General features: G+C 46.1%; 27 protein-coding genes. 11 read left to right on the top strand and 16 right to left on the bottom strand.

Features of this window, described 5'->3' with window-relative positions; genetic code table 11:
• Positions 1-45: 45 nt before the first annotated feature.
• The gene (gene acsA / locus NOM72_RS02810; RefSeq protein WP_058264716.1) at positions 46-1,749 is read right to left on the bottom strand and encodes an acetate--CoA ligase; all 1,704 of its coding nucleotides are present in this window, start codon (positions 1,747-1,749) and stop codon (positions 46-48) included.
• Positions 1,750-1,895: 146 nt separating this feature from the next.
• Here acsA and NOM72_RS02805 point away from each other — a divergent pair, with 146 nt between their 5' ends.
• The 4 genes from NOM72_RS02805 (at position 1,896) to NOM72_RS02790 (ending at position 5,230) form a co-directional block, all read left to right on the top strand.
• Entirely contained in the window at positions 1,896-2,528 is a 633-nt protein-coding gene (locus tag NOM72_RS02805; protein ID WP_023469064.1) for a GNAT family N-acetyltransferase, read from the top strand.
• A gap of 18 nt (positions 2,529-2,546) precedes the next feature.
• The gene (locus tag NOM72_RS02800; RefSeq protein ID WP_255997715.1) at positions 2,547-3,179 is read left to right on the top strand and encodes an acetoin utilization AcuB family protein; all 633 of its coding nucleotides are present in this window, start codon (positions 2,547-2,549) and stop codon (positions 3,177-3,179) included.
• A complete protein-coding gene (locus NOM72_RS02795) occupies positions 3,176-4,369 on the top strand; it encodes an acetoin utilization protein AcuC (protein WP_055968781.1) in 1,194 nt (397 codons plus the stop codon). The genes NOM72_RS02800 and NOM72_RS02795 overlap by 4 nt, the downstream gene beginning before the upstream one ends.
• A gap of 105 nt (positions 4,370-4,474) precedes the next feature.
• Positions 4,475-5,230, top strand: coding sequence for a maltotransferase domain-containing protein (locus NOM72_RS02790; RefSeq protein WP_143404496.1), 756 nt, complete (start codon positions 4,475-4,477; stop codon positions 5,228-5,230).
• A gap of 53 nt (positions 5,231-5,283) precedes the next feature.
• Here the strand turns inward: NOM72_RS02790 and ccpA are convergent, their stop codons facing one another.
• The 4 genes from ccpA to NOM72_RS02770 all read right to left on the bottom strand — a co-directional run bounded on the left by ccpA (position 5,284) and on the right by NOM72_RS02770 (position 8,840).
• Positions 5,284-6,294 (bottom strand): catabolite control protein A, encoded by a 1,011-nt coding sequence (gene ccpA, locus NOM72_RS02785; RefSeq protein WP_023469068.1) that lies wholly within the window; start codon positions 6,292-6,294, stop codon positions 5,284-5,286.
• 158 nt (positions 6,295-6,452) lie between these two features.
• Positions 6,453-7,538, bottom strand: a complete 1,086-nt coding sequence (locus tag NOM72_RS02780; protein ID WP_023469069.1) for a bifunctional 3-deoxy-7-phosphoheptulonate synthase/chorismate mutase — start codon at positions 7,536-7,538, stop codon at positions 6,453-6,455.
• Positions 7,539-7,737: 199 nt separating this feature from the next.
• Positions 7,738-8,274: a YtxH domain-containing protein gene (locus tag NOM72_RS02775; protein ID WP_035396501.1), complete on the bottom strand. Its 537-nt coding sequence runs from the start codon at positions 8,272-8,274 to the stop codon at positions 7,738-7,740.
• Entirely contained in the window at positions 8,271-8,840 is a 570-nt protein-coding gene (locus NOM72_RS02770) for a DUF948 domain-containing protein (RefSeq protein WP_255997714.1), read from the bottom strand. The genes NOM72_RS02775 and NOM72_RS02770 overlap by 4 nt, the downstream gene beginning before the upstream one ends.
• 139 nt (positions 8,841-8,979) lie before the next feature.
• On the opposite strand from NOM72_RS02770, the gene NOM72_RS02765 reads away from it, so the two are divergent.
• Positions 8,980-10,092 (top strand): aminopeptidase, encoded by a 1,113-nt coding sequence (locus NOM72_RS02765; RefSeq protein ID WP_029342360.1) that lies wholly within the window; start codon positions 8,980-8,982, stop codon positions 10,090-10,092.
• Positions 10,093-10,145: 53 nt separating this feature from the next.
• On the opposite strand, the gene NOM72_RS02760 is transcribed toward NOM72_RS02765, so the two are convergent.
• The 7 genes from NOM72_RS02760 to NOM72_RS02730 form a co-directional block, all read right to left on the bottom strand.
• Positions 10,146-10,586: a Dps family protein gene (locus NOM72_RS02760; protein ID WP_023469073.1), complete on the bottom strand. Its 441-nt coding sequence runs from the start codon at positions 10,584-10,586 to the stop codon at positions 10,146-10,148.
• Between the two features lie 92 nt (positions 10,587-10,678).
• Positions 10,679-11,194: a DUF2179 domain-containing protein gene (locus tag NOM72_RS02755; protein WP_023469074.1), complete on the bottom strand. Its 516-nt coding sequence runs from the start codon at positions 11,192-11,194 to the stop codon at positions 10,679-10,681.
• A 172-nt stretch (positions 11,195-11,366) separates the two neighbouring features.
• On the bottom strand, positions 11,367-12,662 hold the full coding sequence (murC, locus tag NOM72_RS02750) for a UDP-N-acetylmuramate--L-alanine ligase (RefSeq protein ID WP_023469075.1): 1,296 nt from the start codon (positions 12,660-12,662) through the stop codon (positions 11,367-11,369).
• 78 nt (positions 12,663-12,740) lie between these two features.
• Positions 12,741-13,478: a hypothetical protein gene (locus tag NOM72_RS02745; RefSeq protein ID WP_255997713.1), complete on the bottom strand. Its 738-nt coding sequence runs from the start codon at positions 13,476-13,478 to the stop codon at positions 12,741-12,743.
• Between the two features lie 37 nt (positions 13,479-13,515).
• The gene (gene ytpR, locus NOM72_RS02740; RefSeq protein ID WP_255997711.1) at positions 13,516-14,124 is read right to left on the bottom strand and encodes a YtpR family tRNA-binding protein; all 609 of its coding nucleotides are present in this window, start codon (positions 14,122-14,124) and stop codon (positions 13,516-13,518) included.
• A gap of 53 nt (positions 14,125-14,177) precedes the next feature.
• Complete coding sequence (locus NOM72_RS02735) at positions 14,178-14,975, bottom strand: DUF1444 domain-containing protein (RefSeq protein WP_023469078.1); 798 nt, start codon at positions 14,973-14,975, stop codon at positions 14,178-14,180.
• 53 nt (positions 14,976-15,028) lie between these two features.
• On the bottom strand, positions 15,029-15,337 hold the full coding sequence (locus tag NOM72_RS02730; protein ID WP_023469079.1) for a thioredoxin family protein: 309 nt from the start codon (positions 15,335-15,337) through the stop codon (positions 15,029-15,031).
• A 126-nt stretch (positions 15,338-15,463) separates the two neighbouring features.
• On the opposite strand from NOM72_RS02730, the gene NOM72_RS02725 reads away from it, so the two are divergent.
• Positions 15,464-15,754: a hypothetical protein gene (locus tag NOM72_RS02725; protein ID WP_023469080.1), complete on the top strand. Its 291-nt coding sequence runs from the start codon at positions 15,464-15,466 to the stop codon at positions 15,752-15,754.
• An 83-nt stretch (positions 15,755-15,837) separates the two neighbouring features.
• Here the strand turns inward: NOM72_RS02725 and NOM72_RS02720 are convergent, their stop codons facing one another.
• Together NOM72_RS02720 and NOM72_RS02715 are read right to left on the bottom strand one after the other, a co-directional pair.
• Positions 15,838-16,851: a PTS sugar transporter subunit IIC gene (locus tag NOM72_RS02720; protein WP_023469081.1), complete on the bottom strand. Its 1,014-nt coding sequence runs from the start codon at positions 16,849-16,851 to the stop codon at positions 15,838-15,840.
• 157 nt (positions 16,852-17,008) lie between these two features.
• Positions 17,009-18,079, bottom strand: coding sequence for a M42 family metallopeptidase (locus tag NOM72_RS02715; RefSeq protein WP_255997710.1), 1,071 nt, complete (start codon positions 18,077-18,079; stop codon positions 17,009-17,011).
• 119 nt (positions 18,080-18,198) lie between these two features.
• Between NOM72_RS02715 and NOM72_RS02710 the strand changes: the two genes are divergently transcribed.
• Positions 18,199-18,501 (top strand): PepSY domain-containing protein, encoded by a 303-nt coding sequence (locus NOM72_RS02710; RefSeq protein ID WP_023469083.1) that lies wholly within the window; start codon positions 18,199-18,201, stop codon positions 18,499-18,501.
• Between the two features lie 69 nt (positions 18,502-18,570).
• Positions 18,571-18,927 (top strand): DUF1304 domain-containing protein, encoded by a 357-nt coding sequence (locus NOM72_RS02705; RefSeq protein WP_058264707.1) that lies wholly within the window; start codon positions 18,571-18,573, stop codon positions 18,925-18,927.
• Positions 18,928-18,968: 41 nt separating this feature from the next.
• On the opposite strand, the gene NOM72_RS02700 is transcribed toward NOM72_RS02705, so the two are convergent.
• Both NOM72_RS02700 and trmB read right to left on the bottom strand, forming a co-directional pair.
• A complete protein-coding gene (locus tag NOM72_RS02700) occupies positions 18,969-19,484 on the bottom strand; it encodes a hypothetical protein (protein ID WP_058264706.1) in 516 nt (171 codons plus the stop codon).
• A 116-nt stretch (positions 19,485-19,600) separates the two neighbouring features.
• Positions 19,601-20,242: a tRNA (guanosine(46)-N7)-methyltransferase TrmB gene (gene trmB / locus NOM72_RS02695; RefSeq protein ID WP_023469086.1), complete on the bottom strand. Its 642-nt coding sequence runs from the start codon at positions 20,240-20,242 to the stop codon at positions 19,601-19,603.
• Between the two features lie 176 nt (positions 20,243-20,418).
• On the opposite strand from trmB, the gene cydS reads away from it, so the two are divergent.
• From cydS to budA, 3 genes are all read left to right on the top strand, one after another.
• Complete coding sequence (cydS, locus tag NOM72_RS16200; RefSeq protein ID WP_483298311.1) at positions 20,419-20,520, top strand: cytochrome bd oxidase small subunit CydS family protein; 102 nt, start codon at positions 20,419-20,421, stop codon at positions 20,518-20,520.
• 161 nt (positions 20,521-20,681) lie between these two features.
• Positions 20,682-22,373, top strand: coding sequence for an acetolactate synthase AlsS (gene alsS / locus NOM72_RS02690; protein ID WP_255997707.1), 1,692 nt, complete (start codon positions 20,682-20,684; stop codon positions 22,371-22,373).
• Between the two features lie 11 nt (positions 22,374-22,384).
• A complete protein-coding gene (budA, locus tag NOM72_RS02685; RefSeq protein ID WP_023469089.1) occupies positions 22,385-23,098 on the top strand; it encodes an acetolactate decarboxylase in 714 nt (237 codons plus the stop codon).
• The last annotated feature ends 1 nt before the right edge of the window (position 23,099 follow it).

Here is a 23,099-nt window from a genome sequence, read left to right as displayed (position 1 = left end):
AAAAAGGATGAATCACCTGTTGCGGTGATTCATCCTTTTTTACGTTCAATCTTCCATCGTCGACAGATCACCTGTTTCAAGATTCAACTCCCATGCTTTTAGAACACGGCGCATGATTTTACCACTTCGTGTCTTCGGCAATTTATCCCGGAAATCGATTTCTCTCGGTGCCGCGTGAGCAGCAAGCCCCTCTTTGACGAATGCTTGGATTTCTTGTTTTAGCTCATCCGTTGGCTCGTAACCATCACGCAAGGCAATGAATGCCTTGATGATTTCACCGCGGACTGGATCTGGTTTCCCGATGACCCCAGCTTCCGCGACAGCTGGATGCTCGACGAGACGACTTTCGACTTCAAACGGACCAACCCGTTCTCCAGCCGTCATGATGACGTCATCGACACGTCCTTGGAACCAGAAGTAACCTTCGTCATCCATATAGGCAGAATCCCCTGAGACATACCATCCTTTAAAGAAATACGATTCATATTTCTGCGGATTGTTCCAAATTTGACGCATCATCGATGGCCATGGTGTTTTTAAAGCAAGGTTCCCCATTCGGAATGGCGGTAACTCATTTCCTTGATCATCAATGATCGCAGCCTGAGTTCCTGGAATCGGTTTCCCCATCGATCCCGGTTTGATGTCCATCGACTTGTAGTTACAAATCATCATCGCGCCTGTCTCCGTCATCCACCATGTATCATGAATCCGTTGATCAAAGGCTTCTTTCCCCCAACGAATGACTTCTGGGTTCAACGGTTCGCCGACAGACAATACATGACGAAGACTTGAGAGATCATGATGATTTGCAACATCCGCTCCCGCTCCCATCAACATCCGGAAAGCCGTTGGTGCGCTATACCAGACCGTTACCTTGTACTTCTCAATGACACTGTACCAGAAATCCGGATTGAAGCGTCCACCGACGACGATATTCGTTGCCCCGTTCAAGAACGGAGCGAAGATACCGTAACTTGTTCCTGTGACCCATCCCGGGTCAGCCGTACACCAGTAGATATCATCTTCTTGGAGATCAAGTACCCAGCGACCTGTCATCAAGTGCTGAATCATCGCATTTTGAACGTGGAGCACACCTTTCGGCTTCCCTGTCGATCCTGAAGTGTAGTGCAGGATCAATCCGTCTTCACGATCTAACCAGACCGGTTCGAATACATCGGATGCTTGCTCGAACGCTTTGCGGAAATCGAGTAATGTGTCCGATTCTTCGACATCTTCGTCGACAAGTACTACTTTTTCAAGTGATTCCAGTTCCCCAACTGGAACACGTGGGAGCAATGCCTTCGTCGTCACGAGTAACTTCGCTTCAGAATCAAGCAAGCGATCACGGACCGCTTGTTCCATGAATGCTTCAAATAACGGACCGACGATTGCGCCTACCTTCAGTGCGCCAAGCAAGGCAAAATACAATTCAGGTGAACGTGGCATGAAGATGAAAATACGGTCACCCGTTTTGACCCCTGCGTCGACTAATACGTTTGCCGCTTTATTCGTCAATCGTTTCATATCTGCATATGTGAATCGTTGTTCCGTCGTTCCATCGAAATAGATCAGCGCATCCTTGTTCGCCCGCTCGCCTTCTGCGTGGCGGTCGATTGCTTCATGAGCCATGTTGACTTTCCCCGTTGTCGCCCATGAAAAGTACTGCTCAGCATCTTTCCAGTCGTACGTGTTCGTTTCATCATACTCTGCTAACCAATGCTTCCCCGGAAGCGCTTTCAAAACTTTCATGTCTCGTTCCTCCCCTTCTATGTTTTCCTCTTTATTATAAGCTAGTTATCCGTCAGTTCAATCCATTTGCCGTCAATTTGTTAAAAAATCCCTCTCTTTGCTCAAGCGCTTTCGTCTATAATGAATAGGAAGGTGGTGACGCTTACATGTTTGAAAAACAATTCAATCATCGGACGCATGAAACATCACTCGGTCCCGTTGACATCGAAGGTCCCGTACCGAGTCAAACACTAGCAACGTATACACTCGATTCAGGGTTGACGGCTTTTCGTCCACCCGCTGAACAACATCAAGCACTCGTTGAGATCGCAGACCTTGAGGAAGGACGGATCATCGTCGCTCGTCAAGGAACGGAAATCATCGGTTATGTGACTTACTTATACCCTGACCCTTACGAAACGTGGAGCGAAGGAAACAATCCGTACATCTTGGAACTCGGAGCGATCGAAGTCTCCTCTCGGTTCCGCGGACAACAGATCGGTAAAAAATTGCTTGAAATCTCTATGCTCGATCCTGCTATGGAACACTATTTGATTTTAACGACTGAATATTATTGGCATTGGGACCTAAAAGGGAGCGGACTATCGGTCTGGGATTACCGAAAGATCATGGAGAAGATGATGAACCATGGTGGTCTTGTCTTCTTCCCGACCGACGATCCGGAAATCGCCTCCCATCCTGCCAACTGCCTGATGGCACGTATCGGAAAACACGTCTCACCTGAAGTCGTCGCTCATTTTGATGCGCTACGCTTGAGAAGACGCTTCATGTATGACTGAGCTCGAGGAGGAATCGTCATGTTAATCGAACAAATCATGAATACGACGTGCATCACGATGCAACCGACGAATTCCATCGCGCATGCGATCGAACTCATGCAACGTCATCAGATTCGTCATGTTCTTGTCGTCAATGCCCGCCATGAACTCGTCGGTCTTGTCGGATTAAAGGAAATTCAAAGCGCAAGTAGTATCTTTCATCCGGATACAGCAAAACAAGACCTACAGTATCCGGTCTCAAGCATCATGATTGAAAGTCCTGTCACGGCTCATCCGCTCGATTTTCTCGAAGATGCGGCTGTGCTGTTTTATGAATACCGATTGACGTGTCTGCCAATCGTCCGCGGTCGACGCCTTGTCGGTGTCGTCACGGAAACGGATTTGTTGCGGACATTCGTTCAATTGACGGGTGCACTCGAACCAAGTTCTCAAATCGAAATCCGTGTTGAGAACACTGCTGGAACATTAGCAAAGATTGCCGCACTGCTTGCCAAAACGAATATCAATATCTTAAATGTACTCGTATATCCAACAGACGATCCGTATGTCCGGATCGTTGCGTTTCGTGTCCAGACGATGAATCCGATTCGGATCATCGAAAAGTTGCGCAAAGAAGGATTCGATGTACTTGGACCGGATGTGAGCAGATGAAGGATTTTGCTTATCTGTACAGTCCTGAAGAAGCGACTTATCGGTTTTCGGAGACACATCCATTCAATCCGATTCGCCTCGAATTAACTGTTTCCTTGCTTGAAGCGATGCATCAATTAGATGACATTCCTTGTATCGCGCCACGTCATGCGACTGATGAAGAATTGTCACTCGTTCATGATCAGGATTATATTGCCGCCGTCAAAGCAGCTGGAACCGGAGCATTAACCCCCCTCAAGGCACAGATGTATGGTCTTGGGACAGAAGATACCCCTTTGTTTCAAGGGATGCATTCGGGCGCTTCTCTCCTTGTCGGCGGCACGATCGAAGCGTGTGATCTCGTCTTATCTGGTCAATATAAACGGACCTTTCATATCGGCGGTGGATTGCATCACGGATTCCGTGGACGTGCCTCTGGTTTTTGTGTCTATAACGATACCGCTGTCGCCATGGCAGCCATGATTGAAAAATATCACTGTAAAATTCTTTATGTCGATACAGACGCCCATCACGGTGATGGTGTACAATGGGCCTTTTATAATCGAAAGGACGTCATGACATTGTCTCTCCATGAGACGGGTCGCTACTTATTTCCAGGAACGGGAATGGTGACGGAACGGGGGTCTGAAGAAGGGTATGGATTCAGCTGGAACGTGCCACTGGACGCCTTTACGGAAGATGATTCGTTTTTACTCGCGTATGAGACGGCACTCTTTGAAGCCTGCGAATTGTTCCAACCAGATCTCATCATTACGCAAAATGGTGCCGATGCACACGCGCTTGATCCATTGACTCATTTATCCTTAACGATGAAAAGTTATGAGCAGATCCCTCAAATCGCCGTCGCTGCAGCAAATAAATATACGAATGGAAAAATCGTTGCTTTAGGAGGCGGTGGCTATGACTGGTATCGTGTCGTCCCCCGCGCGTGGAGTCAAGTTTTTGCTGCCATGACCGGACAAGCTCCGTTTCACGGAGAGATTCCTACTTCATGGCAAAAACGTTGGAGTGGACAAGAAACACCCCCACCAACACACTGGCATGATCCAACACCACTCTACCCCACCATTCCGCGACGACCTGAAATCGAAGAAAAAAATTGGGAGACCGTCAAACGACTGATTTGGCCGTTCGTAAGTGATGAGCGTAAGAAACAATTGACTGCGACTTCCCCTTACTCCATTGATTAATTGACTTTTTATCTTCACATTTATTTCGTTCGGAGTTCACAACTTGTTGCTATACTAAATATGGAATTTTTACTTAGTAAATGAATAATAGTTGGGGGAATCATCATGAAAAAGGCATGGCTTTATTCCGGTCTTATTCTATCGACGGGGATCGTACTCGCAGGGTGCGGCAATGAAAAACAGGCAATGGATCACGATAACATGCAAGGGTCAGGAAAACCGACGGTCGAGGTCAACGTTAATGTTCCAGCCAAGACAATGGAAGAAGATAAAGTTGTTTTTAAAGCGTCAGCTGTCGAACAAAAGAAACCAGTCAATCTTGAGGACGTGACATTTGAAGTTTGGGAAGCCGGAAAACAAGACGGTGCCCATCAAAAGTTCAAGGCAACCTTGAAAAAGACCGGTTCTTATCAAGCAGAAGCTAAACTTGCTGAAGGTGAGTATGAAGGACTGTATCATATCAATGATAAAAAAGGACTCCATCATATGGATAAGATCTCATTCGTCGTCATGGATCATTCACATGAAAAAGAGGAAGCATCGCACGAGCATGGACATGATCACGAAGCCGTCGACGGTCTGTCTGTCCATTACATGGGCGCAACAAAAGCGAAAGCTGGTGCTGAACTTCCCGTCTCCTTTCATGTTTTCCTCGATGGGAAACCGCTAAAAGCGAACGTACAAGTGGAAGTCATTGAAACGGGCATTGAAAAGCATAACTACGTTCCTCTAGAAAAAAAGGATGATGCTTACAGCGGGAAAGTAACATTGACTGCACCTGGTCAGACGACGGTTCGACTCCATGTCGAAAATGACCAACTCCACCATCACCAAGATGAACTTATTACCGTCGCGAAATAAAAAAACGTCTCTTTTTTCAAGCAGCTTGCTTGAGAGAAGAGACGTTTTTTCGATTAAGGACGTGTCGAATCCCGTTGTTCGATCCGGTGTGGTAACGTGACATCGTTCGTTTCAATTTCTTCTTTGTTCAAGATTTTCGTCAATAGACGCATCGAGACTGCTCCGATATCATACATCGGTTGAACGACAGTCGTCAGTTTCGGACGAATCATCGTTGCAAGACGTGTGTTATCGTGTCCGATGACTTCGAAGTCTTCCGGTACACGGTGTCCCGCATCCTGTAAGGCATGGATGACACCAAGAGCCATCTCATCCGTTCCAGCAAAAATCGCGCGTGGGCAATCTTCTCCAAGTTCAAGCAATTGATTCATCGCCTTCATTCCTGAATCATACGTATAGTTTCCAAGGACGACATTTTGCTCGTTAAACGGAAGATTTGCTTCTTCGAGTGCTCGGCGATAACCCGCAAATTTCTTTTCACCATTGATTTGCTGTTCGAGTGGTCCAGTGATGAATCCAATCCGTTCATGTCCACGGTCAATCAAAGACTTAACAGCATCGTGCGCAGCACTCTCATAATCGATATTGACGGCAGGAAGATCATAATCTTGATTCAACGTCGCAGCAAGAACGATCGGAACCGGTGATGTTTTGAACTCACGAACGAGATCCTCATGCAAACGTCCACCCATGAAGATGATTCCATCCACCTGTTTTCCGAGTAATGTATTGAGCAAATGAATCTCTTTTTCCCGGTTTTGGTCGGAGTTACATAAAATGATGTTATATTTATACATTGTCGCGACATCCTCAATCCCGCGTGCTAAATCCGCAAAGAAGATGTTCGAGATATCGGGCACGATGACACCGACCGTCGTTGTTTTTTTACTTGCCAGTCCACGGGCAACAGCGTTTGGACGATAACCAAGCTGTTCGATTGCGTCTTGGACCTTCTTTCGTGTAGATGGTTTGACATTCGGGTTTCCGTTGACGACACGCGATACGGTCGCCATCGAAACAGCAGCCTCTCGCGCGACATCGTAAATCGTAATATTACTATTCAAAACAAATTCCTCCTTTAGTATGATCCATCTCAAGTGTTTTCATTTCGTTTTCATTTTTAGGCAACACGAAAGGAAGACAGGAAAAGATAGTTTTCTTTTCCCATTCTTCCTTCATTGTAAAACGTTTTCATTCGCTTTAGGTTACCCTTTTTCGGAAATCATTGAACGTTTAGTGCCGGAAAGGTAGTCGTCAAGTTTTCGATGAACGTATCGAATTCTTGGAAATCGAGTTGTTGATTCGCATCAGACAACGCAAGTGCTGGGAACGGATGGACTTCGACCATGACAGCGTCTGCCCCAATCGCGTATGCCGCTTTTGCTGTTGGCAAGAGTAAATCCTTACGTCCTGTCGAGTGCGTGACATCGACCATGACAGGAAGATGCGTCTCTTGCTTCAGAATCGGAACTGCTGAGATATCAAGCGTGTTCCGTGTTGCACGTTCATACGTCCGAATACCACGCTCACATAAGATGACTTGATCGTTACCACTCGCCATGATGTACTCAGCCGCGTACATGAATTCCTCGAGCGTTGCAGAAAGACCTCGTTTTAAAAGAACCGGCTTATTCGTCCGACCGACTTCTTTGAGTAAATCGAAGTTTTGCATGTTGCGTGCGCCGACCTGGATGATGTCGACATATGGTAAAGCAGATTCAACGGCGCTCGGTGTCATGATTTCAGTGATGACATGCAAACCGTGCGCGTCCGCTGCTTTTTTCAACATCTTTAGACCTTCGAGTCCTAGACCTTGGAAGTCGTAAGGCGATGTACGTGGTTTGTACGCTCCGCCTCGCATGAACTTCACGCCATGTTTCGCGAGCTGTTCCGCGACCTCAAATACTTGTTCTTCGCTCTCGACCGCACACGGTCCAGCGATCAATTGTTGTGAACCGTCTCCGATGACGGCATCTCCGATCCGGATGATCGTATTCGTCGGTTTTTGTTTCCGTGATACGAGTAATTTCCGAGTCCGATCTTCTCCTTGTAATTCGAGAGAAGCTTTGAAAATTTCTTTAAATACATGCTGAAGGCGTCCTGTTTCAAAAGGTCCATGGTTATTAGCGGCAATTGATTCGAGCATTTGACGTTCTCGAACAGGGTCGTATCGATCAAGCCCTTGTGCTCGTTTGACTTTTCCGATTTCAACGGCAATTTGACCTCGTCTGTTCATCAATTCCAATAATTCTGCATTCACTAAATCGAGTTCATCACGTAATCTTTTTAATTCTGCATGTTGATCCATGTCCTACCACTCCCTAATCAGCATATAGCTCGTAATAGCAACTAATTATAGCGAACTCTTTCCCTGTTGTACATAAAGAAGCTGCATGATTTCTTAAAATATGAAAATAAATTACGTTTTTTCATATAATTTTTTGATGTTTCCTCTATAAGGAAACATAGAAAAAGAGCCCTCATGATGAGAGCTCCTCATGTATTGATTATTTCTTATGATTCACATCAGACTGTGGATCATTGTCTTCCTCTTGTTCGTCTGCTAACTGTTCACGTAACTCCGAAAGTTCAACGACCGTCTCCGTGTCGATTTCTTCTGCAACAGACGCCCCATCGACTTCGTCGCCGATTTCACGTTCAATGTCCCGTACGAGTTGCTCCGCTTCCGCGAGAGCAGCATCAATGCTTGCCTGATCCTTCTCAAAGCCCGCATATTGTGCCGCTTCTTGAACCGTTGAATTGTTCTTCGCTTTTTCAATGACAGGTGCTGCCTTATCTTTCGCTAGTTGAATCCACTCACCTACGAGTGGCTCCGCTTTTTCGCGGACGACTTGTGTCTGTTCCGTCAAACGTTGACGGGCAGGAGCCGTACGCTCGTCAATCAGATTGCGTACTTCACGACCTGATTTTGGGCTAGAAAGGAGAGCTGCCGCAGCACCAATCAATCCACCAACGATGATTCCGGCAAGGAAGCCTCCTCCTTTAGAAGAATCTTGTGCTTGATATGGATGTTGTTTCGTCATGATTTACGATCTCCCTTCAACTCATCTGGAATGCTTTCAACGTCCGGTACTGACACGACTTCCGGTGTGACCGGCGCCTCTGCCTTTTTCCGGAATCGACGACGTGGCTTTTTCTCGACCGTCGTCGTTGCCGTCGAATGATTTTGAACCGTAGTCTCTGCCGGTTTATTTTTCTTAAATAACTCTACAGCGACCGAACCCCAACGGACTGCTTGCGCAATCTGTTCTTTATTCGTATCCGCCGCACCAGCGACCGTATCGGATACTGTCCGGACAGAATCTGTCACTTTGTTTAAAGACGTACCAAGTTCTTCGATCGAGTTTGCGACAGGTGTAAGCAATTCTGTTTTTTCTTCAATCGTATCGACCAGACGATTCGTCTTATGTAACAACGCTGTCGTCTCCATCATGATACCGTCTAATTGACGTTCAAGTCCTGCTGTCGTGTTGGCTACATTGTTGAGCGTCTTACTCGCAGCACCTAATACACGGGCAAGGAAAATGACGAGCACTACGAATGCGATCGCAGCGACTAATCCGGCGACTCCGCCTAATGTGATTTCCATGGTTCTTGCCTCCAATTTTTTTGCATAGTCTTTTGTTGATAGTTCGACATGTAGCAAGTCGTTCCTGCTACTCCAAATGGTTTATTTCCGTTACAATGATAAATGAAACCTACATAATCCATTTCGAGGGGGAAATTTCATGCGTGACCCACGTCTTACTCAACTGGCAACGAATCTCATTAACTATTCGGTTGCCCTTGAACCTGGTGAAAAAGTATTGATTGAAAACTTCGGCATCGAACGCGAACTGGTCGAGGCACTTGTTGAAGCTGCCTACGCGGCTGGCGGTCATCCGTTCGTCTTACTTAAGGATAATCGTATCCTACGAAAATTATACCGAAATGCTTCAGAAGAGCAACTCCAATTGATGGCAGACATCGAACGCAAGCAAATGCAAGCGATGGACGCATACATCGGACTACGTGCTGGTGATAACATCAATGAATTGTCAGATGTGCCGGCTGAACAGATGAAACTTTACGGTCAAACGATTGGTAAGATGCACACACAAGATCGTGTCAAAGGAACGAAATGGGTCGTCCTTCGTTTCCCAACCGCATCGATGGCGCAACTTGCCAATCAATCAACAGAAGCATTCGAAGACTTCTACTTCGATGTCTGTACGCTTGATTATGAAAAAATGGGTCAAGCGATGGAACCACTCGTTGACTTGATGAACCGGACGGATCGTGTTCGTCTCGTCGGACCAGGAACGGATCTAACGTTTTCGATCAAAGATATCCCAGCCATCAAATGCGCTGGAAATGCCAACATTCCAGACGGTGAAGTCTTTACGGCACCGGTCAAGGATTCGGTCAACGGTGTGATCTCGTACAATACACCGTCTCCATATCAAGGGTTCACGTTTGAAAACGTCAAACTGACGTTCAAAGACGGTAAAATCGTCGAAGCGACGGCGAACGATACGGATCGGATCAACCAAGTCTTCGATACAGATGCTGGTTCTCGTTTCGTCGGCGAATTCGCGATCGGCGTCAATCCTTTCATTCAGCATCCAATGAAGGATATTCTATTCGATGAAAAAATCGATGGCAGCTTCCACTTCACACCAGGTCAAGCTTACGAAGAAGCCTACAACGGTAATGACTCATCCGTTCACTGGGATCTCGTCAACATCCAACGTCCCGATTACGGTGGTGGAGAAATCTGGTTCGACGACGTATTGATCCGTAAAGACGGTCGTTTCGTTCTTCCAGAACTCGAAGTCCTCAATCCTGAAAACCTGAAATAAGAAAAAGCGGATGGCTCGTCCTACATAGGACGGGGTCATCCGTTTTCTATATCTTATTTTTTCAATGTCGCACGGAGCATCCAAATTTGTTTTTCGATTTCCTTCGCTTGACCAAGTAGATCATCTTCAACCGTCACGTCTTGTGCCTCAAGATGTTCAATCGCATCGAGCATCTCTTTTCGGACTTGTTGGAAGTCTTTGATGACGGAATCAATCATCTCATCTGCCGATAACCCCGATTTCGCTTCTTCAAGCGTCGTTTGCTCTAAATACTCTTTCAGTGTCGCAGAAGGTGTTCCGTTATTCATCAATAGACGTTCTGCAACAACATCATATTGTTCAGATACCCATGTATAAAGTTCTTCAAGCTTCTCGTGAAGCGTTAAGAAGTCTGGTCCTTTAATGTACCAATGATAATTGTGGAGTTTGACGAACAGTACCCCATAGTTTGCTACCTGTTGATTCAAAGCTGATTTTGCATGATTACTAATCATCTGATATTCCCCTTTCCTGATTTCAAATGACGTTCTATTTCATCTTTATCCTTAAATAACAAAGAATAAACATCATTCTCAGGAAAAGTGCTCTATCGAGGACGCTTTAATCCTTTCAACATATACCCACCTTTGAAGTCGACGGAATCGAATGCAACGAGGAATGCTTTCGGTTCGTATTCTTCGACGAGATTACGAAGCACTTTCATACGTGTTCGAGCCGCGAGCACATCTAACCGATAACGGACACCGTCTCGTCCTTGACCTTGATAATGTGTCACACCGAAACCATTATCGCGAATGACTTGAATCAGTTCCGCTGGAAATTCTTGCGTATGCACTTGAATCATATTGTAACCGATGGCGAGTTTTCGCTCGACATATCCACCGACGAGTATTCCTAGACCAAATCCAAGCGCATAAACGACCATACCGAGTGTCGTTAAGTCTTGGAATACGATTCCTAGTGCAAAAATGTAAATCAATGTTTCGACTGTGCCAAATAATCCAGCAATGACAGTCCGCCCTTTGACGAGCATGATCGTCCGTAATGTCAAAACAGGAACGTAAATCAACTGGAGCAATAAGATGAGTAAAATCTGTCCCATGGTGTCTTTCCTTTCCGTTAATAACTTCAACACATACACACTATTTCAAACTTTATTTCAAGATGCAATCCTATTTTAGATTTTCCTCATCGGTTTTTTGAAATTACTATCATAATTCAAAAATACGACAAAAAAAGTGCCACTCGGGTCGAGTGACACTTTTAATTCTCGTTTATTTCACACTTTGATACTGATGCTGATACGTCTGGATATCGCCCGCTCCCATGAACAGAAGCACAGCATTTTCATGCTGACGTAGAACAGAAACGTTGTCGCGCGTCAGAATAGAAGCTTGCGGGATTTTCTCCTGCAGATCTTCGACGCGAACTTGCCCTTCCTGCTCACGTGCCGATCCAAAGATTTCGCATAGATATGTCGCATCTGCCTCACGTAAAGAAGTCGCGAAATCATCCATGAATGATTTCAAGCGTGTGTACGTATGCGGTTGGAAAATCGCAATGACTTCACGGTCCGGATATTTTTTCCGTGCGGACTCAATCGTCGCGCTGATTTCCTTTGGATGGTGCGCGTAGTCATCTACTAGGATTTGTGTGCCGAATTCCGACTCACTGAAGCGACGTTTTACACCACCAAATGTGGCTAAACGTTCAGCAACGTCGTCTTTGCTCAATCCTTCGTACTGACAGATCGCAATGACAGAGAGTGCATTCAAGACATGATGACGACCGAATCCTGGAATGAGGAACGTGCCGTAGAAATCATCACGTAAATAAACATCAAATGATGTACCATCTGGCGTTGACGTCGCGTTTTCCGCGCGGAAATCATTGTTTTCTCCAAATCCATAATAGAGAACAGGTACATTCGCTTGAATGTTTTGAAGATGCTCATCATCTCCACAAGCAACGATCGCTTGCTTAACCTGCATCGCCATTTCTTGGAATGCCGAAACGACGTCATCGATTCCTGTGAAATAATCCGAATGATCGAAGTCGATATTCGTCATGATAGCGTAGTCCGGCTTGTAATATAAGAAGTGACGTTTGTATTCACATGCCTCGAAGACGAATGCTTTCGCATCCTCTACTCCTGCCCCTGTCCCGTCTCCGATCAAGAAAGCTGTCGGCGTGATACCGCTCAAGACGTGTGAAAGCAAACCTGTCGTCGACGTTTTTCCGTGTGAGCCTGTAATGGCGACCGAACGATATTCATTTGCTAGATGTCCTAAGAAATCGTAATAATGATGGATGGTTAAACCAAGTTCATTTGCCCGTGCGATTTCTGGATGATCATCTCCAAAAGCATTCCCTTGGATGATGACATAATCTTCTTTGATGTTATCCGCATTGAACGGGAAAAATGGAATTCCCTTAGCCCGTAACGCGTCTTCAGTAAAAATGTGCTTTTCGATGTCTGAACCTTGCACCTCATGATTCATCTCATGTAGTACTTGGGCGAGCGCACTCATCCCTGTTCCTTTGATTCCAACAAAATGATACTTTGTCATATAAAAGCCCTCCAATTCACGTTCCGGTCCGTACCATCGGGCTCGGGTACAAAACCTGTACCATTATAGCAAACCGATTTATTTTTTACCATGTAAATTATTTTGTTCTCGACGTGCGCGATACATCGCCATCAAGTCTTTCGTCGTCATAACGACGTTAACAGGCGGTCCGACCGGTTTTTTCACTTCCGACTGAACAGGCTTATCGACCTCAGTAACAGATGGATCTTGATCTACTTCAATAGCAGATGTATCAAAAGTCGGTGCGAAGCTCTCCGCTTGTTGCTCAGCTTCTTTTTCATCAGCAGACTCTTCACTTGATGTCTCTGTCGGAACAACTGATGGTTCCACCGTCTCACTGTTGGAAGATGTTTCAGTTTCGTCCGTTTCTTCTACTTCGGTTACGGTCGGCACTTCTTCTCTTACGAGCTCTTCACTTGTGTGAGGTTCCGGTATAAGTAATTCGACGTCCGTCACCGGTACAAGACCAGCATCTGCTTCCGCTTCGTCTAATACGACTTCTGGCGCGATTAGTTCTTGATTCGTCAAAGCAACCTCATCAGTATTTCCCTCTTCGACTGTTTCCGAAACCTGCTCACTCGTTTCCGTTTCTTCCGCAGCTTTTACGGTTTCCGATGCAGATTGCTTCGGACGTTGGAATCCATAAATCGGTGAAGGCACATCCGTTAAAACGAAGCGATCTTCACGCTCCTCTTTTTTCGGACGTTCCACCGGCTTTGTCTCACGTTCCCCTGCAAGCTCTCGACGAATCCGGGCAGCCTGCTCTTTTAGTGACTGTTCATAACGATTACTCATACGTTCACCCCTCCATCTTGTTAAAAAATCGGTCGAATCATCGACCGATTGAGAATGCTTCCCCTACTGCTTTTGTATCATCGAGTACAAGAATCCCTTTTTCTTGTGGTGCATCGACAAGTCCGAGCTCACGTACTGAACAGAGCATACCGCTTGATGGTACGCCGCGTAACGCTGAAGGACGGATGATTAACCCAGACGGCATGACCGCTCCTGGTTTAGCAACGACTACTTTTTGACCCGCCGCTACATTCGGTGCTCCACAAACGATTTGTAAAGTTCCGTTATCTACTTCTACCTGACAGACCGATAATTTATCAGCATCCGGATGCTTCTCGCAAGAAGCAACGAACCCAACAACGAATTTCGGAGAATAATCCACTTGTTCGAGTGACAATTCGATATCTCGACTCGCCAGTTCCTTTTGGATGCGTGTTGCCAATTCTTCCGTCAATTCAACCGGTCCTTGTGTCTCGATCGTAAACGTAGTCGAAGCATCAAACAGGTTGTAACCGACGACACGATCACCATGCTTGATAGTTGCTACGTCTCCTTCACGAGTCGCTGTCACTTCCGCACGTGGTGCGTCTTCCAAAATGATCATTAAGACGTCACCGACGCCCTCTTTATTATAAAACACATTCATTCAATCCATGACTCCCTTCCGTCTTTCTCACAATGCCTATTGTATCAGATTCTTCACTCTTTCGGCTGCTTGTTTTTCGCAAGGACGAAGACCGGTTCCAGATTGCCATCTTCATATAAGAATGGTAATGCTGTGACCGGTACCCGACCGTTCGAGAAGAAGTCAAACATCAGTTGCTGTAAGACATCATATCCGGCGTCATTACGAATATCCGCGAAAATCAGCACATCCTGATGCGGAATCCCGACAGCGAATTCTCCTTCGATTTGCGCCGCATAATCTGCTAATAACGTCTTGTTCAAAACACGACTCGCCTCATATCCGTCGCCGAGACTCAAGAAATAAAAGATATTCCCCGCGACTTCATCTTGTTTAAATGGCGCTTCAAGCGATTTCACATTAAAACGCGCTGCTTCTGATAACTGTTCAGCTGTCCATTCAGCAGACGCCAGTAACTCCTCATCAATCAAACGATACGTCGCTCCTAGATCAAGCGCGTACATGATTTTCGTCTCACCTGTATGTGGTGTACTGACGAGCGTCTTTCCTTCTTTTGTCGTATCGGCAAACGATTTAGCGCGAATGACAGGAAAGATTTTTTGCTCTTGTCCAACGAGTGAGATTTGATCCGTTTGTCCGAGTACAGCACGGATATATTCGATCGTCTCTTCGACTGCGATGACACCTCTTCGTTTTGCTTTTGCGACAAGCGGATTCAATCCGACATCAACGCCTGATTTATCGTTCTTTCGCTCAATTCGTAATACAGACTTTTCACGATCGAAATATGTCGTGTACCCTTCTTCTTCAAATGTTTGTGTCATCATTCTTCGGATTTGTTGTAGTTCCATTCGAATTCATCCTTTCTATCATGAAAAAAAGCGAGTCAGCGCTCGCTTTTTTCTTAAACCGTCTCTAAAAATGCTGTCACCTGTTCTGGTGTCTTCCGCTCTTTCCCGACATAACGCCCTGTCTCTTCACCATCGCGGAATGCAACAAAACTCGGAATTCCGAAGATGTCCATTTCCTGGGCAATTTCAATATGATCATCTCGATCGACATAGTAAAACTCGAAGCCGTTAAATGTTTGCTCGATTTCCGGCATGAACGGATCTAAGAAGCGGCAATCCGGACACCAGTTTGCTGAGAATAAAAAGACGGCATTTCCTTGTTTTGCTGTATCGAATTCTTGTTTGGATTGTAATGTTTTCATGATGATTTCCTCCTTTGATTTCCCTAGAAGTCATTGCCCTCATCATAGCATATTCAATTGTGACTGTGCGTTTTCGTGCTTGGTTTGCTATACTGCAACTAGAAAACACCTGGAAAGGACTTCACTATGGCAGATCAACCAATCAAACATCCGTTCGAACGCTTCGTCGGCTTCGTTGGCATGACGAGTTGTTTACGTTACGGCTATTCCTTCATTGATTCCGAACGAAGCTTACCCGAAATCTTTTTGTATTTGGTCGTCGGTTTTGCGATCATCATTTTACTCGAAGCACTCGGAAAACGACTCGCTCGAAAATTGCCCGTCGTACGCATGCGGTATTTGACTCCACTTTACCTCATTTACCTCTATGTTTTCTTTACGAGTTTTTATTCAAGTTCATTCGGATTCTCTTTATGAAAAAAGCTGATTCAAAAAGTCATATGCTTGTTCGTCCACCATTTGGTCAAACAGGCGTATCCTTTAGAATCAGCTTTTTGTATTTAATATTCGATTTTTAAATCGCCATCTTGAATCCGACCGAGACGTCGTAATAGGCGATAAATGAAATAACTGATGATGCCAGGCGCAAGGAAACAGAGGACAGCGACTGCTAGATAATACTCCATTTCGAACCCCATCGTTTTTAATAACATCAACGGACCAACGAATCCGCTCGTGCCCATACCAGAACCTTCCGGATTGCTCTCAAGCATCAACAGAACAGTCGCAAATGGCGCTAGGATTGCGCCGGCTACAGTCGGCGGTAGAAGAATCCAAGGATTTCGAATGATATTCCCTACTTGTAACATCGACGTACCAATCCCTTGGGCAACCACGCCACCGATTCCGTTATCACGGTAACTGATGACGCCAAACCCAATCATCTGTGCCGCACAACCGATCGTCGCCGCCCCTGCAGCAAGTCCATCCAAACCAAGCATGATTCCAAGCGCGGCACTCGAAATCGGCGCCGTCAATGCAAGACCCATGACGGTAGCAACAAAAATTCCCATGAATAATGGTTCGCGTTCCGTTCCCCAACGAATCAACTCACCAAGATCCGTCATCCCTTTCCCAATCCACTTTCCCGCGTAACGTCCGGCAACGAATCCGGCTAGTAACGTAACAAACGGCGTCAATAAAATATCGAGTCGTGTCGTCTTTGAAACGAGTTTTCCGACCTCTGTCGCAAGAAGCGTTGCAATGTAACTCCCTGCTGGTCCTCCTGCTTCATATCCGAACGCACCAACGGCAACTGCTGCGAACAAGATCAGCGGTGGTGCCTCAAGTGCAAACGCTACAGCCACACCGATTGCTGGTCCAGTCAGTGCGATCGCCTGCTCTCCTAACTGAATGAGGAACTTCGCCTCTACACCACGCCCCACCAGTCCTTCACCAATCGTCCGGATGATGAGACCCATGATCAACGAACTAAACAAGCCAAGTGCCATATAACTTAATACGGTGATGAAATATACTTTAGGGCTAAGTGAAATCCCTTTTTGTTTGAACATCTTGTCACGTCCTTTTCTTAACATCGCGTATCATTATATCAAATCTCCTTTCTATCCGACTACATTGTTTTTTCAACTGACAAGACAGTCCGTACTTACATCGTTCTTATTAAACAAAAACAGACAGCGGATTCACATCCACTGTCTGTCATGTCATTCACTTAACTTGCAGCGTCGCGAGCGTCGTCGTATCGAGGTTCGTGACGAGTTTCCGAAGCAATTCCTTCGCCGCATCATAATCATCTGTATGCATGATCGATGCATGCGTATGGATGTAGCGTGCTGGTAAACCAACGACTGTCGTTGGAATCCCATTATTCGAACGATGGATGACACCACCATCGGTTCCACCTGCACCGACATAATATTGGTACGGAATCTTGTTCGATTCTGCCGTATCGAGGACGTAATCTGTCATCTCTTTTGAGAGAATCATGACACTGTCTTTAATTCGAAGCAATGGGCCTTGTCCGAGTTGACCGAATTCCGTTTTGTCTCCTGATGCATCATTGGCAGGAGAAGCGTCGACGACGAACGCGACGTCGGGATCGATGAGTGCTGTCGCTGTTTGCGCTCCGCGCAATCCAACTTCTTCTTGAACCGTTGCACCCGAGAACAAAATGTTCGGATGATCCGCCGCTGTCGTCTCTTCCAGTAATTCAATCGCCATTCCGACACCATAGCGATTATCCCATGCTTTCGCCATGATCTTCTTCGGATTCGCCATCGGTGTGAACGGGAAGAATGGTACGGCAGGAATACCCGGACGTACTCCAAACGATTCTGCCTCTTCTTTTGAGTCTGCACCGATATCGATGAACATGTCTTTGATCGCCATCGGCTTATTGCGTACTTCTTCTGTCAACAAGTGTGGTGGAATCGATGCGATGACACCAGGGATGACACCGCTATCCGTACAGATCGAGAAGCGTTGCGCAAGCAACACTTGGCTCCACCAGCCACCGAGCGGTTGAATCCGTAACATTCCGTTCTTCGTGATTTGCGTCACCATGAATGCCACTTCGTCCATGTGCCCGGCAACCATGACTTTCGGTCCTGTCGCATCGCCTGTTCGTTTTCCGAAAATCGAACCGAGTCCATCCGTAACGATCTCATCCGTGACAGGTGTGATGCGCTCGCGAACGAACTGACGAACGTCGTGCTCAAACCCTGGTGCCCCATTTAATTCCGTCAGTGTTCGAAATAACTCTCTCGTTTTTTCATTCATATGTATCGCCTCCTGCTTCTCATTATACAAAAAATTGCTTCTATCACTTAACCTTTTGTTTCTCTCTGAACGAATTATTTGGTACAGTAGGAATAGAACCTGTAAGGAGGGGAATTTTAATGAAAAAACGCTATTGGATTATCGGATTGGCAGCAGCTGTCGTCGCCGCTTTCGCAGTGAAGAAAGCCGTTGATGACAAACAACTTTCTGCCGAGGAAGCGCTCGAAATCACGAAACGCACATTTTCAGCAAAAGGACGTGTCCAAGGTGCATGGATCTCTGCAACACCAGAGGCTTACGCATATGAGTCACGTGACTACCAAAGCTACAAAGGTGGCATCTCGGTCCTTGAAGGTGATGACGAAAAAACGTATCAATTCACAGTTGATGCCGAAACTGGCGCTTTACTCGAATACGCTTAATCAAAAGACCGTGCTTCGATCGACGAAGTACGGTCTTTTTTCCACGTTCATCTGAAGGAGGTATGATTCATGTCGATTCTTGCTACGCTGTTCGTTATCCTCGTTGCTTTGGAACACTTTTATATTTTAGCACTTGAAATGTTCTTTCTTTCTTCCAAAGCGGCTCGTCGAACGTTCGGTTTAACGGACGAAGCTGTTGCATCACAACAAATTCGGACACTTTTTGCGAATCAAGGCTTATATAATGGATTTTTAGCAGCCGGACTCGTATTTGGTCTGATTCGTCAGGATGTGGCTGTCCAATTGTTCTTTTTAGCATGTGTCATCATCGCTGCGCTTTATGGCGCCGTGACTGCCAATCGCTCCATTTTACTCAAACAAGGCTTGCCTGCCATACTCGCTTTCATCTTCGTGTTGCTTGCATGAGAAAAGCCCCTATCCGATTGGATAGAGGCTTTTTTTCTTAATTAACGCGGGTTGTCGTTGCGTTCGTAGATCGGGTTCATGTATTCCGTCGTCGAGTATAGACGTGGAACAACGATGTATAAGATGACTGCTGGTACAGCGATGATCAACAACATCAAGAGCATCGGTAACCAGTAGACGACTTTTTGTTGAAGATTATCCGAGTTACCGTCGATGTATTCTTTTACGCCATCAACTTTTGCAGCATCGGCACTCGTCAACAATTTACCGCTATCGGCATTGAAGAAGTGGATTTCACGTTTGATTGTGATGAAGATGCCGTCACGGACTGTCTCGATGACAGCGATCCCGCCGATGACTTCTTCTCCTTTTTCATTCGTGAACGTCTTCGGATCCTCGATTTCGACCGAACCTTTTTTATAATCGTAATGCGTCGTTGGTAATTCCTCATCTAATGCTTTCGTCATTTCTGAGGTATCAACCGCAGCAAGTACCGATTGACCGATACTTAATGCGAGAAAGAGCGCCGTTACGAAGGCTAAGCTTTTCTGCCACATCCCCAAATTCCCCCTTTACCTATAAGTACAAGTTCTTCAGTCAACAACATTGTACCAATTAATAAGAAAAAAGTGTGAAAGAAATACCAGGAAAATAAGAAAACTTTTTGTCTAAATTAATTTTGGTACGTTGCTTCCATCCGATAAATCGGTTGACCCATTGATGAAAAACGCTCTTCGTACTCTGTTCGGACGTTATCTTCCGGTTCATTCGCATGTAAATCAAGTGACATCCAGTCGAAGCGCATGCCGTATGCTGACATCGTCATCAAACTCGATTCGAACAACTTCCGATTATCTGTCTTGAAGTGGATTTGACCTTTCGCTGGTAAAATATCTTCATATGTCGAGAGGAATGTTTTATACGTCAAGCGGCGTTTCGCATGACGTGTCTTTGGCCATGGATCAGAGAAGTTCAAGTACACGCGGGACACTTCACCTTTTTCAAAGTAATCACGTAAGTCTTTTGCATCGACCGTCAAGACGCGAACGTTCGATTGTGGTGTTTCGACCAATTTTTGAACGATCGTCACGGCAACGCTTTCGAATAGTTCGATCGCGATGAAGTTGATATCCGGGTGTTGGTGCGCCATTCCGGTAATGAATGCTCCTTTCCCTGATCCCACTTCGATGTAGATCGGGTTATCATTCTTGAACTCGCTAGCCCATGCTCCTTTAAGAGATGCTGGTTCTGCTATATAGATCGAGGATTGTTCCTTCATATAATCCTGCGCCCATGGTTTATGTCGTAAACGCACTATCGTTCATCCTTTCCAAACTTAAATTATCCGCAGATAAGTTTATCATGATTCGGGTAATTATATAAGAACTTCTTCGTTTCCTATCGAAGAATGTTCAGCAGTTCGTCACTTGAGAAATAGTGAGCATTCTAATACACTTAAGGTACGTAAGAACCGAAAAGGAGGGCTATACTGTGGATGATTTCTTGATTAGTTGGGCATCTCCCATCGTTCTCGTCTTGGGAGTCACTGCTTTGTTCGTCTGGGCGACTTTCGGAAAAGTCGACGTCGAATAAGGGCAATCTCTGTACCTTGTGTAATCATACACAAGGTACTTTTTTTATTTTCTAAATGATTTTAGGTTGGTTTTACCATGAAACAGATGTATACTTTTTTGAAACAGATAATTTATTACAGCTATCGAACACCAAAAACGTTGGTAAAAAGGAGAATTGTAATGAACGAAAATAAAAACAGCGATTCAAAAGAATTAGTACAGAAGAAAACAGGTGCGGATCTAGTTGTCGATTCACTCATCGAGCAGGGTGTCGATTACATCTTCGGTATTCCCGGCGCCAAAATCGATTCCGTCTTCAATGTGTTACAGGACCGGGGACCTGAACTCATTGTTGCACGCCACGAACAAAACGCTGCCTTCATGGCTCAAGCCATCGGACGCTTGACGGACAAACCGGGTGTTGTTCTTGTGACATCTGGTCCTGGGGCATCGAATTTAGCGACTGGTCTTGTGACGGCGAACTCTGAAGGTGACCCTGTTGTCGCAATTGCCGGAGCTGTCACACGGGCCGATCGTTTAAAACGAACACATCAGTCGATGGACAATCAGGCACTCTTTACACCGATTACGAACTTCAGCGCGGAAGTACAAGATGCCGACAACATTCCAGAAGTATTATCGAATGCTTTCCGAACAGCTGAAACGACAGCTGGAGCTGCTTTCGTCAGTATCCCGCAAGACGTCGGGCTAAGCGAAGCGAACGTCACAGCGTTCCGTGCGGTTGAAGCTCCAAAGCTCGGCGTTGCACCAGAAGCATGGGTCGATGAAACAGCCCGTCTGATTCAAGAGGCAAAACTCCCTGTCTTGTTACTCGGTATGCGCGCGAGTCAACCAGACGTCGTACACTCGATTCGTTCGTTACTCAAAAACGTCTCGATTCCTGTCGTTCAGACATTCCAAGCAGCCGGCACATTATCACGTGAACTTGAATCGAATTTCTATGGACGTGTCGGACTGTTCCGCAACCAACCGGGTGACGCATTACTCGCAGAGGCGGATCTCGTGCTCTCGATCGGCTATGACCCGATCGGCTATGATCCGAAATTCTGGAACCAACCGACGCACGACCGCACGCTTGTCCACATCGATCAAATGCGCGCTGAAATTGACCACTTCTATCGTCCAGACCGTGAACTTGTCGGTGATATGGCGAAAACCGTCGATGCGATCGCTGAACGCCTACGACCACTCACATTACCTGAAAGCTCTGTTCAGTTCCTTGAAGGATTGCATCAACGTCTTGTCGATCGTGATGTTCCTCCTGTCGCGGATTCTCCGTTGACGCATCCACTTTATTTCATGAAGACGTTGCGTGAAAAAATTGCGGACGATGTCACCGTCACGGTCGATGTCGGCTCACACTATATTTGGATGGCACGTCATTTTCGTTCATATGAACCACGCCACCTTCTCTTTAGTAACGGGATGCAAACACTCGGCGTCGCACTTCCTTGGGCAATCGCGGCAACACTCGTACGTCCAAGAAAAAAAGCGGTCTCGATTTCAGGTGACGGCGGATTCCTCTTCTCTGCAATGGAACTTGAGACAGCTGTCCGCTTGAACTCACCACTCGTCCACTTCGTCTGGCGCGACAGCGGATTCGATATGGTCGCGTTCCAACAAGAGATGAAATACAAACGGAAATCCGGTACGTCATTTGGTGACGTTGATCTCGTCAAATATGCTGAGAGCTTTGGAGCAAAAGGACTTCGCGTCAATCATCCATCTGAACTAGCCGCGATCATGGATGAAGCACTCGCGACAGACGGTCCCGTCATCGTCGATGTACCGATCGATTACCGTGACAACATCGCGCTCGGAGAACAAGTTCATCTCGATCAATTGAACTAAGGAGGATTCACATGGCACACGATAAAACACTCGTCCAGATTTCAACGATGATGGCACTGCTTGACGGCGTATTTGAGAGTGAAGTCACGTATGCTTCCGTCCTTGATCAACGTGATTTCGGTATCGGAACGTTTGACCACTTAGACGGTGAGATGATTGGATTCGATGGTCAATTCTATCAACTCCGCTCAGATGGTAGTGCTCGACCGCTCCAACCTGAGACGACGACACCTTTCGCGACATTAACCCGTTTCGAGCCGGAACAAACCCTGACCGTGACGGAAGAGATGTCAAAAGCGACGTTTGAGCACTGGCTGAACGAACAACTCCCAACGATCAATAGCTTTTATGCTATCCGGATTGACGGAACATTCACGGAGGTTCAGACACGCACCGTCGCACGCCAGGAAAAACCGTTCGTTCCAATCACGGAAGCTGTCGCTTCTCAAAGCGCTCGTACGTTCGAGCACACGGAAGGAACGCTTGCCGGATACTATACACCACGATTTGGTCACGGTATCGCCGTCGCCGGATATCACCTTCATTTCATCGATGCTGCTCGCGCAGGTGGTGGTCACGTCTTTGACTACACAGTTAAGAACGTCACCGTCACATTCGAAGAAAAGCCGCAACTTGATTTACGTCTACCGACGACAGCGGCTTATCGATCGGCAGATCTCGAAAGTCATGATATTGAAAAAGAAATTAAAATCGCTGAAGGTTAAG

Origin of the sequence: Exiguobacterium sp. LL15 (assembly GCF_024436095.1) — a bacterium.
Classification (GTDB): Bacteria; Bacillota; Bacilli; order Exiguobacteriales; family Exiguobacteriaceae; genus Exiguobacterium_A; species Exiguobacterium_A indicum.
This window is presented reverse-complemented; position numbering and strand designations above follow the sequence as displayed.

Coding starts and splice junctions, on each gene's coding strand:
- acsA (WP_058264716.1), bottom strand. CDS start 1,749: ATGAAAGTTTTGAAAGCGCTTCCGGGGAAGCATTGGTTAGCAGAGTAT.
- NOM72_RS02805 (WP_023469064.1), top strand. CDS start 1,896: ATGTTTGAAAAACAATTCAATCATCGGACGCATGAAACATCACTCGGT.
- NOM72_RS02800 (WP_255997715.1), top strand. CDS start 2,547: ATGTTAATCGAACAAATCATGAATACGACGTGCATCACGATGCAACCG.
- NOM72_RS02795 (WP_055968781.1), top strand. CDS start 3,176: ATGAAGGATTTTGCTTATCTGTACAGTCCTGAAGAAGCGACTTATCGG.
- NOM72_RS02790 (WP_143404496.1), top strand. CDS start 4,475: ATGAAAAAGGCATGGCTTTATTCCGGTCTTATTCTATCGACGGGGATC.
- NOM72_RS02780 (WP_023469069.1), bottom strand. CDS start 7,538: ATGGATCAACATGCAGAATTAAAAAGATTACGTGATGAACTCGATTTA.
- NOM72_RS02775 (WP_035396501.1), bottom strand. CDS start 8,274: ATGACGAAACAACATCCATATCAAGCACAAGATTCTTCTAAAGGAGGA.
- NOM72_RS02770 (WP_255997714.1), bottom strand. CDS start 8,840: ATGGAAATCACATTAGGCGGAGTCGCCGGATTAGTCGCTGCGATCGCA.
- NOM72_RS02765 (WP_029342360.1), top strand. CDS start 8,980: ATGCGTGACCCACGTCTTACTCAACTGGCAACGAATCTCATTAACTAT.
- NOM72_RS02760 (WP_023469073.1), bottom strand. CDS start 10,586: ATGATTAGTAATCATGCAAAATCAGCTTTGAATCAACAGGTAGCAAAC.
- NOM72_RS02755 (WP_023469074.1), bottom strand. CDS start 11,194: ATGGGACAGATTTTACTCATCTTATTGCTCCAGTTGATTTACGTTCCT.
- murC (WP_023469075.1), bottom strand. CDS start 12,662: ATGACAAAGTATCATTTTGTTGGAATCAAAGGAACAGGGATGAGTGCG.
- NOM72_RS02745 (WP_255997713.1), bottom strand. CDS start 13,478: ATGAGTAATCGTTATGAACAGTCACTAAAAGAGCAGGCTGCCCGGATT.
- ytpR (WP_255997711.1), bottom strand. CDS start 14,124: ATGAATGTGTTTTATAATAAAGAGGGCGTCGGTGACGTCTTAATGATC.
- NOM72_RS02735 (WP_023469078.1), bottom strand. CDS start 14,975: ATGGAACTACAACAAATCCGAAGAATGATGACACAAACATTTGAAGAA.
- NOM72_RS02730 (WP_023469079.1), bottom strand. CDS start 15,337: ATGAAAACATTACAATCCAAACAAGAATTCGATACAGCAAAACAAGGA.
- NOM72_RS02725 (WP_023469080.1), top strand. CDS start 15,464: ATGGCAGATCAACCAATCAAACATCCGTTCGAACGCTTCGTCGGCTTC.
- NOM72_RS02720 (WP_023469081.1), bottom strand. CDS start 16,851: ATGTTCAAACAAAAAGGGATTTCACTTAGCCCTAAAGTATATTTCATC.
- NOM72_RS02715 (WP_255997710.1), bottom strand. CDS start 18,079: ATGAATGAAAAAACGAGAGAGTTATTTCGAACACTGACGGAATTAAAT.
- NOM72_RS02710 (WP_023469083.1), top strand. CDS start 18,199: ATGAAAAAACGCTATTGGATTATCGGATTGGCAGCAGCTGTCGTCGCC.
- NOM72_RS02705 (WP_058264707.1), top strand. CDS start 18,571: ATGTCGATTCTTGCTACGCTGTTCGTTATCCTCGTTGCTTTGGAACAC.
- NOM72_RS02700 (WP_058264706.1), bottom strand. CDS start 19,484: ATGTGGCAGAAAAGCTTAGCCTTCGTAACGGCGCTCTTTCTCGCATTA.
- alsS (WP_255997707.1), top strand. CDS start 20,682: ATGAACGAAAATAAAAACAGCGATTCAAAAGAATTAGTACAGAAGAAA.
- budA (WP_023469089.1), top strand. CDS start 22,385: ATGGCACACGATAAAACACTCGTCCAGATTTCAACGATGATGGCACTG.